At 61.1% G+C, this 13,330-nt stretch carries 14 protein-coding genes and 1 pseudogene; 7 read left to right on the forward strand and 8 right to left on the reverse strand.

All coding sequences use genetic code 11. The features are described from left to right. Positions 1 to 2: 2 nt before the first annotated feature. The gene (locus BM110_RS08580) at positions 3 to 1,520 is read right to left on the reverse strand and encodes an amino acid ABC transporter permease/ATP-binding protein (protein WP_093513145.1); all 1,518 of its coding nucleotides are present in this window, start codon (positions 1,518 to 1,520) and stop codon (positions 3 to 5) included. A gap of 210 nt (positions 1,521 to 1,730) precedes the next feature. Next, positions 1,731 to 2,705 carry a LysR family transcriptional regulator gene (locus BM110_RS08585; RefSeq protein ID WP_093124850.1) on the reverse strand — a complete coding sequence of 325 codons (975 nt, stop codon included), beginning with the start codon at positions 2,703 to 2,705 and terminating at the stop codon, positions 1,731 to 1,733. A gap of 182 nt (positions 2,706 to 2,887) precedes the next feature. Between BM110_RS08585 and BM110_RS08590 the strand changes: the two genes are divergently transcribed. From BM110_RS08590 to BM110_RS08605, 4 genes are all read left to right on the forward strand, one after another. After that, positions 2,888 to 3,310 carry a RidA family protein gene (locus BM110_RS08590; RefSeq protein WP_058425659.1) on the forward strand — a complete coding sequence of 141 codons (423 nt, stop codon included), beginning with the start codon at positions 2,888 to 2,890 and terminating at the stop codon, positions 3,308 to 3,310. Positions 3,311 to 3,335: 25 nt separating this feature from the next. After that, a complete protein-coding gene (locus BM110_RS08595) occupies positions 3,336 to 3,782 on the forward strand; it encodes a type II 3-dehydroquinate dehydratase (RefSeq protein WP_093513146.1) in 447 nt (148 codons plus the stop codon). A 20-nt stretch (positions 3,783 to 3,802) separates the two neighbouring features. Further along, the gene (locus BM110_RS08600; RefSeq protein WP_093513147.1) at positions 3,803 to 5,053 is read left to right on the forward strand and encodes a flavin-containing monooxygenase; all 1,251 of its coding nucleotides are present in this window, start codon (positions 3,803 to 3,805) and stop codon (positions 5,051 to 5,053) included. Positions 5,054 to 5,375: 322 nt separating this feature from the next. Continuing rightward, on the forward strand, positions 5,376 to 5,699 hold the full coding sequence (locus BM110_RS08605; RefSeq protein WP_093513148.1) for a DUF6124 family protein: 324 nt from the start codon (positions 5,376 to 5,378) through the stop codon (positions 5,697 to 5,699). A 263-nt stretch (positions 5,700 to 5,962) separates the two neighbouring features. Here the strand turns inward: BM110_RS08605 and msrA are convergent, their stop codons facing one another. The 3 genes from msrA to BM110_RS29290 all read right to left on the reverse strand — a co-directional run bounded on the left by msrA (position 5,963) and on the right by BM110_RS29290 (position 8,496). Then, positions 5,963 to 6,469 (reverse strand): peptide-methionine (S)-S-oxide reductase MsrA, encoded by a 507-nt coding sequence (gene msrA, locus BM110_RS08610; RefSeq protein WP_093513149.1) that lies wholly within the window; start codon positions 6,467 to 6,469, stop codon positions 5,963 to 5,965. A gap of 95 nt (positions 6,470 to 6,564) precedes the next feature. After that, the gene (locus tag BM110_RS08615) at positions 6,565 to 7,908 is read right to left on the reverse strand and encodes a hypothetical protein (protein ID WP_093513150.1); all 1,344 of its coding nucleotides are present in this window, start codon (positions 7,906 to 7,908) and stop codon (positions 6,565 to 6,567) included. Positions 7,909 to 8,007: 99 nt separating this feature from the next. Then, complete coding sequence (locus BM110_RS29290; RefSeq protein WP_139220317.1) at positions 8,008 to 8,496, reverse strand: hypothetical protein; 489 nt, start codon at positions 8,494 to 8,496, stop codon at positions 8,008 to 8,010. Between the two features lie 244 nt (positions 8,497 to 8,740). Here BM110_RS29290 and BM110_RS08620 point away from each other — a divergent pair. Both BM110_RS08620 and BM110_RS08625 read left to right on the forward strand, forming a co-directional pair. Next, a pseudogene (locus tag BM110_RS08620) lies at positions 8,741 to 9,353 on the forward strand (alpha/beta hydrolase family protein). A 40-nt stretch (positions 9,354 to 9,393) separates the two neighbouring features. Then, positions 9,394 to 9,555 carry a DUF2986 domain-containing protein gene (locus BM110_RS08625; protein ID WP_092250644.1) on the forward strand — a complete coding sequence of 54 codons (162 nt, stop codon included), beginning with the start codon at positions 9,394 to 9,396 and terminating at the stop codon, positions 9,553 to 9,555. Between the two features lies 1 nt (position 9,556). On the opposite strand, the gene BM110_RS08630 is transcribed toward BM110_RS08625, so the two are convergent. Further along, a complete protein-coding gene (locus BM110_RS08630; RefSeq protein ID WP_093513151.1) occupies positions 9,557 to 10,768 on the reverse strand; it encodes a YeeE/YedE family protein in 1,212 nt (403 codons plus the stop codon). Between the two features lie 123 nt (positions 10,769 to 10,891). Between BM110_RS08630 and BM110_RS08635 the strand changes: the two genes are divergently transcribed. After that, on the forward strand, positions 10,892 to 11,071 hold the full coding sequence (locus BM110_RS08635; protein WP_058425670.1) for a DUF1289 domain-containing protein: 180 nt from the start codon (positions 10,892 to 10,894) through the stop codon (positions 11,069 to 11,071). Positions 11,072 to 11,145: 74 nt separating this feature from the next. Here the strand turns inward: BM110_RS08635 and BM110_RS08640 are convergent, their stop codons facing one another. Beyond that, entirely contained in the window at positions 11,146 to 11,940 is a 795-nt protein-coding gene (locus BM110_RS08640) for a DNA/RNA non-specific endonuclease (RefSeq protein ID WP_092250638.1), read from the reverse strand. Between the two features lie 94 nt (positions 11,941 to 12,034). Beyond that, positions 12,035 to 13,252 carry an MFS transporter gene (locus BM110_RS08645; protein ID WP_093513152.1) on the reverse strand — a complete coding sequence of 406 codons (1,218 nt, stop codon included), beginning with the start codon at positions 13,250 to 13,252 and terminating at the stop codon, positions 12,035 to 12,037. Positions 13,253 to 13,330: the final 78 nt, after the last annotated feature.

The following is a 13,330-nucleotide window of genomic DNA, read 5'->3' on the forward strand; positions in this document are numbered from 1 at the left end:
GATCACGCCAGCGAGACGTCCTTGAGGAACGCCTCCACGCGTGGGTTGTGGCCGCTGCGCAGGGCGCACGGCGTGTCGTCGCAGACCACGCGGCCCTTCTCCATGAACACGATGCGGTCGGAGACCTTGAAGGCGAAGTTCATCTCGTGGGTGACGATGACCATGGTGATGCCCTCCTCGGCCAGGGCTTCGATCACCTGCAGCACTTCGTTGACCTTCTCCGGGTCCAGCGCCGAGGTAGGCTCATCGAACAGCATGATCTGCGGGCGCATCATCAAGGCGCGGGCGATGGCTACGCGTTGCTGTTGGCCGCCAGACAACTGGTGCGGGTACTTCCAGGCGTGGTCGAGCATGCCGACCTTGTGCAGCAGCGCGTAGGCCTGTTGCTTGAGTTCGGCGGTCGCGCCCAGGCGGTGGTATTTCGGCGCCATCAGCAGGTTGTCGAGCACGCTCAAGTGCGGGAACAGGTTGAAGCTCTGGAACACCATGCCGATGTGCAGGCGATGCTCGGCGTGCTCGATGTACTGGGGTTTCTGCGCGCCGACTTTGTTCAAGTGGATGAAGGGTTGGCCATTGATCCTGATCTCGCCGTTGTCCAGTTGCTCCAGACCGTTAAGCAGGCGGATCAGCGTGGTCTTGCCGGAGCCCGACGGACCGATCACCGACACCACTTCACCGGGCTGGATCTGCAGATTCACCGAGCCCAATACCTCGATATCGTTGTAGGCCTTGTGCAACCGCGTGGCCTGCAACGCCGACTCGCCATTATTGGCCGGGCGCGCCAAGGCAGTGCGCTGCTGGGTCGCCAGGGCCAGCACCGCCGCATCGGGAACACGGGACACGTTGCGCTGGTTGACGTCGAGAAAGCGCTCCAGGCGCTTGAGCAGGAAGTCGAACACCGTGACGATAAACACATAGAAGAACGCCACCGCCGCCATGGTTTCGATCACCAGGAAGTTCTGCGAATACAGGCGCTGGCCGACCATCAGGATCTCGGTCAGGGAGATCACCGACACCAGGGAGGTGAGCTTGACGATGGAGATGTATTCGTTGGCCAGCGACGGCAACGCCACCCGCAGCGCCTGGGGAATCACCACGCGCCACTGGGTGCCGAAGAACTTCAGGCCCAGCGCCCGAGCCGCCTCGCCCTGCCCTTTGGGAATCGACAGCAGGCCACCGCGATGGATCTCAGCCACGTAGGCGGTCTCGCAGATCACCAGGGCCAACAGGCCGGACCAGAACGGGTCGGCCAGCACCGCCGAGGTACCGGGCAACGCTTGCGGCAGGTTGTAGATAAAGATCAGCAGCACCAGCAACGGCAGGCTGCGAAATAGCCAGATGTAGCCGCGGGCCGGCACGCTCAGCAGGCCATGTCTGGATTGCTTGGCCAGGGCCAGCAGAAAGCCCAGGCCAATGCTCAACACCCAGGTCAAGGTGCTGAGCTTGATCACCGTCCACGTCGCGCGCCAGAACTCGGCATCGCCCAGCAAACCCAACATGTAGTTCCAGTCGAATGTCATCGTCGCTGTGCCCTGAGAAGTTGATCTACATCGATGGGTTCAGAGTCGTGGCGGGAGGCGGTTGGGGTCAATTCGTAAAAGCCGGGGCACTGGGTAGGCAGAACCTATGCAGCCTGAGAGCACCCAAAATCCAATGTGGGAGGGGGCCCCTCCCACCTTTGGTGCAGGCTTGAATCGGCCGTATTGTGCATGCCACTTACTGGTGCAAGCTCAGCTCACACCGCTCAACACCCGCACCGCATGCGGGTCAAAAAAGCTCGGCGGCGCCATGCCGGGGATGTACTGGTCGGACACAAACATGCGGCACCGCTCGGCAAACGCCGACACCACCCGCGACAGCTGGGTGTTGCTGGCGGTGGCGTAGCCCAGGCGCATCGGCCGGTGTGCACCCGCCAGGCGCAGGCGGATCACGCGCTTGCCGTCCTGGGACATGTTCGATTTGGGCCGCGCATTCGCGAAGGAATAGCCGATACCGTTGCCCACCATGGCGCGCACCGTTTCAAGGTTGGTGGAGCGCATGATGATGTTCGGTGTGGTGCCGGCCTGGATGAACAGGCTGAGGAAATAGTCACGGCTCCACGGCGTGTCGAGCAGCACCACCGGGTAGGCCTCCAGGTCTTGCATGCTCACGGCCGGTGAGTTCGCCAGCGGGTGGTACTCGCCCACCATCACGTAGGGCGGCAGTTGCGCCAGGGGTTGGAAGTCGATGTCCTGGCTGGTCACCAGGTCGTAGGTCAGGGCGATATCCAGCTCGCCGCTGCGCAGTTTTTCCAGCAGCTCTTCATGGTTGCCCTCGGCTTGAGTCAGCCGTACGCCGGGAAACGCACGGCCGAAACCGAACACCAGCTCTGGCGTGATCATCGGCGCCAGCGACTCCAGGCAGCCCACGCGCAACGGCCCGCGCACCGTGTTCAAGGACTCCGAGGCGATGGTGTAGAGGTTAGTCATCTGCTCCAGGATCAGCTTGGCTTCCTGCATCACCAGGCGCCCCACCGCCGTGAGGGAAATGCCCTGGGCGTGATGGCGGATGAACAACTGAATGCCCAGCTCCGCCTCCATATGGGTGATCGCCGCCGAGATCGACGGCGACGACACATGAATGCGCTCGGCGGCCGCACTGATGCTGCCCGCCTCTCCCGACGCGACGAAATACTCCAGTTGACGCTGAGTAATACGACTGAGCATGACGCCTGCCCCTCAACAATGACTGTACCGGTGGTGTTGCAGGGTTCGTGCCGGGTCAGGCGCAAACCGATGACCTGCACGGGCTTCGGTTTTTCCTAAGCACTACCCCGCGCAAATGCTGGTTTCGCCGCAGCCGGCGCGGTGTGAAGCTGGATCTATCCCGCTTCCCACGAGTTACCGTTATGCCGACCCACACCCGCATCCGCATGTTCAATACCCAACAGACCTACCCCAACCAGGCGCTGGACAACGACCTGTGCCAGGCCGTGCGCGCCGGCAACACCATTTACGTGCGCGGCCAGATCGGCACCGATTTCGACGGCAACCTGGTCGGCCTCGGCGACCCGCGCGCCCAGGCCGAGCAGGCGATGAAGAACGTCAAGCAACTGCTGGAAGAAGCAGGTTCGGACCTGTCGCACATCGTGAAGACCACCACCTATCTGATCGACCCGCGCTACCGCGAGCCGGTGTACCAGGAGGTGGGCAAGTGGCTCAAAGGTGTGTTCCCGATTTCCACTGGGTTGGTGATCTCCGGGCTGGGCCAGCCGGAGTGGTTGATGGAGATCGATGTGATCGCCGTGGTGCCGGACGATTGGGCCGTATGAAAGCGCTGATTGCCTGGAGTGCCCCATGACCCATCGTGTGTTTTTCCTCAACGGGCCTAACGCCAACCTGTACGGGCTGGATAAAAACGGCACCTATGGCAGCGAAAGCTTCGCCAGCATCGACGCCCGCTGCCAACGCCACGCCGCCGCCCTGGGCCTCACGCTGGACTTTCGCCAGAGCAACCATGAAGGCGTGCTGGTTGACTGGGTTCAGGAAGCACGCCTGCACGCCGACGCCCTCGTGATCAACGCCGCCGGGCTCAGCTACAACTCGGTGCCGATCCTCGATGCGCTGCTGGCGTTCGACGGCCCGATCATCGAAGCGCACATGAGCAATATCTGGCAGCGCGAAAGCTTCCGGCACCACTCCTACGTGTCCAGGGCCGCCACCGGTGTGATCGCCGGGTTGGGGGCGCTGGGTTACCAACTGGCAATCACGGCTGTGGCCGAATTGCTTGGCCAAACCGCCTAATGACTGTTCAGGAACCGCCTATGTCCGTCGAAAAAATCAACACCCTGGTCGTCGGCGCAGGCCAGGCCGGCGTCGCCATGAGCGAGCACCTGTCCTTGATGGGTGTGCCCCACCTCGTGCTGGAACGCCACCGCATTGCCGAACGCTGGCGCTCGGAACGCTGGGACTCTCTGGTCGCCAACGGGCCGGCGTGGCATGACCGCTTTCCCGGTCTCACCTTCGAAGGCATTTCGCCGGAAGCCTTCGCGCCGAAAGAGCGCATGGCCGACTACTTCGAGGCCTACGCAGATAAGTTGCAGGCCCCTGTCCGCACGGGCGTGGAAGTCCAGTCGGTGGAACGCCACGCAGGCCGCCCCGGCTTCAAGGTCACCACCTCCGCGGGCGTGATCGAAGCCGCCAACGTCGTTGCTGCCACCGGCCCGTTCCAGCGCCCGTCAATCCCGAACATCGTCCCCGCCAGCGCACCGTTGCACCAACTGCATTCCTGCGCCTACAAGAACCCCGGCCAACTCCCCGAAGGCGCCGTATTGGTGGTCGGCGCCGGTGCCTCCGGCTCGCAGATCGCCGAAGAACTGCAAAAGGCCGGCAAGACCGTGTACCTCTCGGTGGGCGAACACTACCGCCCGCCCCGCGCCTATCGTGGCCGCGACTATTGCTGGTGGCTGGGCGCGTTGGGCTTGTGGGATGAAGTCAAGATCCAGCCGAAGAAAAAGCACGTGGCGTTTGCGGTGAGTGGTTACGAAGGCGGCAAGACGGTGGACTTTCGCCGACTGGCACATCAAGGCATTCAATTGGTGGGCGTCACCCAGGACTGGGCGGAGGGCGTCATGACGTTTCAACCGGGGTTGGCCGAGAACGTGGCTGAAGGCGACCGCGCTTACTTTGACGTACTGCGCGATGCGGATGCGTATATCGAGGCCAATGGCTTGCCGTTTCCGCCGGAGCCACAGGCCTGGGAACTGTTGCCCGATCCAGAGTGTTTGGTGAACCCGATGTTGAGCCTGGACCTGGCTGAAGCGGGCGTGACCACAATCCTTTGGGCCACCGGCTTCAAGTTCGATTTCAGCTGGTTGAAGGTGGACGCGTTCGACGAGAAAGGCGAGCCGTTCCACAAACGCGGGATCTCGGCGCAGAGCGGGATTTACTTCCTGGGTTTGCCGAACCTGGTCAACCGCGCATCTTCATTTATCTATGGGGTTTGGCACGATGCGAAGTACGTGGCGGACCATATCGTGCTGCAGAACGCGTACATGGCGTACGACAAGTCCTAATCCTGCCGGGACGAAAGGCGCGAGCCTTGCCCGGTTGCCTACGCTTGCGTCAGAATCCGCCGGCTTGTGCGCTTGGGTGAGCGTCTCTAAGGTGGCTCGGTCGCTGAACACTCAGTGATCGGGTTTAGTAGCCTGAGTGACAACATAAAGTGCATGAGCCTCATCGATCAGATGTTCTTGTCTGTGCTTGATGGTGGCTGTGCGCAGGGCGCCCTCGGGCGCGCCGGCTTTGTGTGTTTCCCCGGTCTACTAACCTGCGTACAGCCGCCACCCTCTCGTTTAGTAGCGAAAAGGTGTTGGCCCTAAAACAGGTACAACACACATGTTCAAAGTCACGCCCAATCCTCCAAACGGTCCCGACCTGAAGCTCAATCATGCGGCGAATCGTGCGATTGACCATTACCTCAATCCCGGTGCCGAAGCACCACCTGCGCCACTCTTCAGCATCGCCAGCGATGCCAGCAACGAAACATTGATCGTCAACTGCTACGAAACCCTTTCCTCGGTCAGCGCCTTGCTGCTCGACCTGTCGGAGGCGTTGGCGGGTAAACAGCGGGATGTGGCGCTGGCCATTCACCAGTTGAGTGAGTTGGGGGTTTTGTTGGTGGATAAGCTGATGGAGCGCGAAGCTGATCAAGGTCTGTGAGAAACCGGCCATCTCCGGCTGATGCGTCCCATAAGGGCGAACACTGCAACTGTGGCGAGCGGGCTTGCCCCGCGTTGGGTTGCGAAGCAACCCTGGAAGGAGGAATGCGCGAAGTCAGGCCCTCTTCGACCGCGGGTTTTGGGGCTGCTTCGCAGCCCAACGCGGGGCAAGCCCGCTCGCCACAGGGGTACTTATCGTCAGTTCTACCTAAAGACCTTGAAAGGGCTGCCCCTTACAACGACTCGCGCTTGCAGGCAGTGCTTTCAGCCACGCTTGGGCAACGTCCAATTCGGCCGAATAAAGTGGCAGGTATAGCCATTGGGAATCCGCTCCAGATAATCCTGATGCTCCGGCTCCGCCTCCCAAAACGGCCCCGCCGGCTCGATCTCCGTCACCACCTTCCCCGGCCACAGCTTCGATGCATCCACGTCCGCCGCCGTATCTTCGGCCACCTCCCGCTGCTGCTCACTCAGGTAATAAATCGCCGAACGATAACTCGGCCCCAAATCATTGCCCTGCCGATTCGGCGTGCTCGGGTCATGGATCTGGAAAAAGAACTCCAGAATCTGCCGGTAGCTGATCACTGCCGGGTCAAACACGATTTCAATCGCTTCGGCATGGTTGCCATGGTTGCGGTAGGTGGCATTCGGCACATCGCCGCCGGTGTAGCCCACGCGGGTGTGCAGCACGCCGGGGTAGCGGCGCAACAGGTCCTGCATGCCCCAGAAGCAACCGCCGGCGAGGATGGCGGTTTCGGTTGAGTTGGTCATGGTCTGCCCTTGCGTTCAGTGGATACCCGCCTAGTTATGGGGCCGTGTTGGCCAATAGCAAGATTCACGGGTTTGTCATGCAGTGCGCCGGCACCTCAGGGTTTGAAGTTTTTCATCAGTTTGAACAGGTGGCCGGGCCAGACCCAGCGCGACTGGGGCGGGTCGCGAGTCTCACCGAGAGCGTCCAGAAAGGTTTTGTTGGGCGCATCACCGTCAGGTCCATTCACGTTTTGACGCGGGAGAGTTGGATCGTTTGGCGGGTCCTCCGGCTTATAGACCCGATGGGTGACTGCATCCAGCACGTAACCGGCGGCCTTGCCGTACTCAGTGAGGCTCCAGACACCGTCGATGACTTGGGAGACTGCCTTTGAGGGTGGAAGCTTGATGTCCTTGTGCGTGGTGGTGACGATATGGTCCGCAGTTTTGGCGTGTTTGAAGGTGGCGTACTCGCTGCCGAGTGGAGGTTGATCCGCGCCCTCGTCGGAGAATTTTTTCACCATTCGCTCCAGGAACGGTATGCCGCCGATGTGGGTGAACGCGCCCATGCCTGGGTTCAGGATGTGTTTCACAAAGCCAGGGTCAACACGGGTGCTGCTGAGCGCTGAACTGGTCAGTATGCGTGAGGCGATGGCCTCGTCCTCTGGCTTGTAATTAAACGTCGTCCAATACCCGTCTACGTAAAAGCCATTGGTGGCTATGTATTGGCGACCGTCGCTGGAGCGTCGATACTCGCCGAGTGCCCAGACCAAAAGATCAACGTGGCCTAAATCCGCACCTTCTGACTGTAGATATGCATACATATCCGCGACCAAGGCACGATCATCGAGGTTGAGGAAGTCGCTTGCTCTTTGAAGGGCATTCACTGAAGTGGCCGGTGGAAGGGCGACTGGGGGTTCTCTACCGCCAAACACGCGCGAAATCATGATCTCACGGCCGACGCTGGCAGCCTGCCCCGAACTAGAACCGCCTGAAGGCTCCATCGACTTGGCCGTTTGCCACGCCACCCTTCGCTCATTGACCGTGAAGGCGCCGCCGTTGTCGCGGGCGATCAGGTTGAGTTGATCTCGCCCGAGCCCCTTGAAGGGGTTGCTGTCATGACCGTTGAGGAAACCAGTCGCTTGCCGCGCACGGGCCAGGAGTTCCGGGTTATTGGCCGTTGGAAGCTCTGCGTCGTGTTGTGCCTTGTTGGCGAAATACTGTTCGTCGGTGATGAGTTCGAGGGGGTCGGCATTCGTTTGACCCGTGGGCGTTTCCGCACGCTGTGCCGCATCACTCAATTGAAGCGCCAGGATTGAGACGGTGGTGATGCCGTCATTACGCTTAGCGAGCGCATCAGTCTCGACGTTGTCAGGCGAGACTGTGGACGGAATAACAATGCCGACGGAATCATTCGTCACGCGATTGTTTGACGAGGAGGTATTAGGGCTGATAGTGATCATTAGTATTCACCTTGCGTTAGGCATGTGAATGGTCATGTAAAAGTTTCTTACCTATCCAAATACCCGCAGCCAAATTGGCTGCGGGCATCACACCGCACACTAATACCTATATTTAATAGTCACTGAATCGGCACCGGCAGGACGAGCGTACGGTGGAGTGCCGCCCCACACCTTATGAAAAATCTGAATTTTTGAGCCATTACCAAAGGACTGATTGTTAAAATCCATCAGCACACCCGACGAACTCGGAGCGATGATCTGACAGTTCTCTTCTAAACTAAATGGACGGTAGTAACACAGCCTAACCTCCTCACGAATAGTCCCGGGATAGTAGGTTGTACGCCACTGAACCTCCAGTATTTGCTTGGGATCCGCGAGTGTTCCTGAAGGAATATCCGAGGCCAGCACGTTAAAACTTGCGAATTCCACACCCGGATGAGTATTGGAATTAGATAACACCAGCATGGGACCTGGCGCCACTGTTTTAGCAATGGAGTATTCTGCCGCCAAGACCACATCCTTTGTAAAAATCGCCAACACAACACACACAACAATCCAAACCTTATTGATACTTTTCGAGCTTTTCATAATCTTCACCCTAGTTCATAAGTGAGCACCTGAGGTTCCAATCATTCCAGCAGTAGGAATCACACCACTACCCTTGCACGATTTTTCAATTCAAGTAAGGCACCCGCTTCCTAAAAACATGAAGTCCTTATCTGTAATACTTACAAGTAGGACTTTGTCAGTAACTTCCTAGTCCCGCCTCGCCTCTATTAAAAACCCCTGTTCCAAGGCATGATGCCGCCCTCACATCAAGGACGATAAAACCGTGAAAACCACCCTCACCGCGCTGCTGTTGATTGGCTTGGCGATGCCTGCATTCGCCGATACCAAGCCCATCGGCTTCAAGAACATCAGCGTCCCTGATGCGCAACGCCCGCTGCAAATGGTCGTCTGGTACCCCGCCGCGAGCGGCGAACATCCGCTGGTGGTGCTCTCCCACGGCTACGGCGGCGAAGGCCCAACTGGCCGCTGACCCGCGCGACCCACGCGTCGGCGCTGTAGTGACACTGGACCTGGGCCTGTCACGCGGCTTCACCGACGCCAGCCTGGCCGCCCTGCCGGTGCCGGCGCTGGTGATTGCGGGGGGCGTGCCAACGGAAGATATGGACCCCAACCTGGAGTCCGCCGACATGGTCAGGCGTATGCCAGAGGCCTCGACCGAGTATGTGGAGATCAGCGATGCTACGCACTTCAGCTTTATGTCGATCTGCAAGCCGGGTGGCATGGCGTTGATCGAAGAAGACTCGCCGGGCGATGGCATGATTTGCCGCGATGGCGAGGGGGCTCGGCCACGGGCGGTGATTCAGCAACAGGTGGTGGCTCTGATCACTGGTTTTTTGTGGCGGACAGCGGCACGGCGCACGGCGGCGGATTTTTAGCTGGTATCATCCCGGGCCTGTACAAACCGGGTAGACCCACATGAATCGCCAGAAAAAACTCCAGCAGCTCTTCAAGGAAAAAGCCAGGAAGGCGAATGCCAAGTTGGCGCCGAAAAAGAAGGACAAGTACATCAGCAAGGCGGACCGCGAAAAGCTGGCGGCTGAAGCGGCTCAGGCGCCAGACAGTTCGCCGCAAAGCTGAATCAGCAACCGCTCAACGCCACCTGCCGCCGCTCCCCCGCAAAGAAAAACGGCCGCAACCGCACGCCCACGCTGTTGCCGATAAACGCCGCCACCAGCCATACCCAGCCATGCAGGCTGCCCGAGGCGATGCCGCTGAAGTACGCGCCGATGTTGCAACCGTACGCCAGGCGCGAGCCGTAGCCGAGCAGCAGGCCGCCGATCACCGCCGCCACCAGCGAGCGCGCCGGGATCTTGAGGCTGGGGGCAAAGCGCCCGGCCAGGCCGGCGGCCAGCAGCGCACCGAGGACGATGCCGATGTCCATCACGCTGGTGATGTCTTCCCACACCGGCGCGGCCAGGGCCTTGGCATTGCCCGGCATCTGCCAGAACGCCCAGCTGGCCACGTCCACACCCAGGCCGCTGGCGACTTTGGCGCCCCACAGCGCGAACGCCGAGGTGATGCCCCAGGGCCGTCCCGCCAGCGCCAGGGTGGCGTAGTTGAGCAGGGCCAGGCCGATGGCGCCCCACACCAGTGGCCACGGCCCGCGCAGAAAGCGGCGCAGGCCTCGGTGCTCGCTTTTCACGCCCTCTTCCAACTGACCATGGCGACCCTTCTCCAACCGTACGGTCACCAACGCAATGATCGCGAACACCGCCAGGCTCAAGCCCAATGCCGGCACCACGCCGAAGCTCTTGACGATGGACACCGCCGGGAACGCCGGCAGCCCGAACCACCAGTCAACATGGTGCGTGGCGATCAACGAACCGCAGATAAAGAACAGCAACGTGACCAGCATGCGCGCATTGCCACCGCCGACGGTGAACAGCGTGCCCGACGCACAACCGCCGCCCAGCTGCATGCCGATGCCGAAAACAAATGCCCCGAACACCACCGACACCCCGGTCGGCGCCACCAGCCCGGTCACCGGCTGCCCAAACAGCGTGCCCGCCCCCAGCGCCGGGAAGAACAGCAGCACCGCCAGCGCCAGCATCACCATCTGCGCGCGCAAGCCAGCGCCACGGCGATCATTGATGAACACGCGCCAGGCCGAAGTGAAACCGAAGGCGGCGTGGTAGAGGGTCAAGCCCAGTGCGGCGCCAACCACCAGCAACAGCACCTGGTGCGAACCGACGCTGTTTTGCAGGAACAGGGCGCCCAGCACCAGGATGATAAAGGCCACCAGCGGCGCGACGGGTTTGCGCGCGGGGGTGAGAGGCAGAGAGGTACTCATGGGGAATCTCGGTCTGTTTGAAAGGAGTAGGCTGCGAGGGTGGCGAGTATACCCTTGTGTGTAGATAATCCCGGGATGCGTGTGGCCTGACGGCGCCCCTTTCCTCCATCAGCCGGTGAACCCGTGGCCAAAGACATCGAGAACCCCTGCGTTTCCCTCTGCCAGCTCAGCGGCGACCTCTGCGTCAGTTGCGGACGCACCAAGGATGACATCCGCAAATGGAAACGCATGAAACGCCCGGAGAAGATGGCGGCCGTACAGCGTGCGACACAGCGCCTCAAGGCGTTGAAAAAAGCCAGGTAAGGCTCCTCATGCATCTGTGGCGAGCGGGCTTGCCACACAAGCCTGCTCACCCCAATTGGCCCGCAAGATGGGGGTCAACCCCGCCCCACCGACCCCGACACCGGAAGATCACCCAGCAACTTGAGCCCGGTGCTCTTCACAAACGTCGCGTAGTCCATCGGTTTCTGGATGCGCGTCTCGGCGTTGGGCAGCACATAGGCCCAGGCGCGCTTGCTGGAGGCGTCATACACCAGCTTGAACAACCGCGTCGGCACCCAGACCTTGTTGTGGCCGATGGTGCCGTAGCCCGGGTCGAACAACGGGCCGGTGAACACATACACGTCGCCACCGGCACGCACGGCAAACTTGCGCACGTCGGCCTCGACCTTGCTCCAGACCTTGCGGTTGTTGGTGGGGTCCTGGGGCACCATGTTCGACAGCGCGAACGACTGCGCCATCGCATTGGCATTCGGTGCATCGGCGGCCGGGGATTGATGACCACGGTCCACCGCCGGGTGCTGGGCGCGGTAGTCGCTCAACTCGGCGCGACCGCCTTTGGGGATACGCGGGTCGGCGTAGAACTGGTTGGTGCGTTCCTCGCCCTTGGCGTCTTTCAACAAGGCGGCATTCAGGCGTTCGACCACCACCAGCGGGGTCTTGCTGGTTTGCGAGTAGAGCACTGCGAAATGGTCGGAACACAGCGCCAGCGGTTTCATCGCGGTTGGCACGGTGGCGGTGTTGATCGGTGCGGCGGGGAACAGGTCGGCACAACTGTCGAAGGACAGTTGCTTTTCCTGTTTGGAATACAGGTCCGGCAGGCTGCGGGCGTTGGCCCCGCAAGACAGCAAAACAAAGGCGGTCAGCCCAACGGCAAGTTTGCGTAGGTACATGCATTGAATCTTCGAAAAGGAGTGAAGCGGCTGGCTCCGGCGTACGGAGCCAAGTGGATGATATTGCGAGGATTATTGACTAGCAGATGTCAGATTAGTGCCCGACTGCTGAAGGTTTTCCCGCAGCCCGTGCACCTGGTTTGAAACCATGGGCACGGGCGCTCCAGGCAATCGCCAGCGACACACCGATCAACAGCAGCATCGCCCACGGAAACGAGGCCACGCCCCAGGTCTCCAGCAACACCCCACCGACGACACCGCTGCCGGCGATCGCGCTGTTCCAGGCCACCACATTCAGCGACAGCGCCACGTCGGCGCCATCGCCCGCCGCATCGGCCAGGGCAGTCTGCAGCAGGGTCGCGGCGCCGCCGAAACTCAGGCCCCACACGGCCACGCCGAGGTAGACCACTTCCGGCAGGTTGCCAAAAAGGCCCAGCCCAAGCGAGACGACCGCGAACACCGCCAGGCTGACGAGCACGGTCTTGCGCAACAACGACTCAACGAGCCTGGCCGTGAGCCAGATCCCTGCCAACGCGGCAACCCCGAACACCAACAGCACCAGGTCGACCCGCTCGGCCAACCCCGCCGGCGCCACGAAGGGTGCAATGTAGGTGTACAGAATGTTGTGCGCCAGCATCCAACTGATCACCACCGCCAGCACCGACCGTACGCCCGGCGTGCTCAGCACCTGGCCCAGCGACATACGTTGATGGGCGGGCTGGGGAGCGTAGTCCGGGACTTTGACCAACACCCACGCAATCAATACTAGACTCACCGCCGACATCAGGCCAAACGTGGTGCGCCATCCCACCAACCCACCCAGCCAGGTGCCGAGCGGTACACCCAACGACAGCGCAATCGGCGTGCCGACCATCGCCAACGCCAGCGCCCTGCCCTGCTGGTGCGGCGCGACCATGCGCCGGGCGTAACCGGCCAGCAGGCTCCAGGCCAACCCCGCTGCCACACCGGCGAAAAAACGCGCCACCAGGGTCACACCATAGTGGGACGACAGCGCGGTGATGGAGTTGAACAGCAGGAACCCGACGATGGTCAGCAACAGCACATTACGCCGGCGCCAGCCACGGGTCGCGATGGTCATGGGGATCACCGCCAGCACCGAGCCCAAGGCATACGCGGTGACCATCTGCCCGGCCATCGACGGGGAAATCGCCAGGCCGTCACTGATCAACGGCAACAGGCCGGCGGGCAGGGTTTCGGTGACGATGCAGATAAAGCCGGTCATGGCCAGGGCGAGCAAGGCGCCGATGGGCAGGCGGTCGGATGACGCCGATAAAGTGAGTGAAGGTGTCACGGGTAACTCCTTGAGCGAGATTTAAATACTGATCGATACAAATGTTGCGACCGGACATAGCGCGTTGTCAACGACATA

It is taken from the genome of Pseudomonas sp. NFPP28, assembly GCF_900115535.1.
Classification (GTDB): domain Bacteria; phylum Pseudomonadota; class Gammaproteobacteria; order Pseudomonadales; family Pseudomonadaceae; genus Aquipseudomonas; species Aquipseudomonas extremorientalis.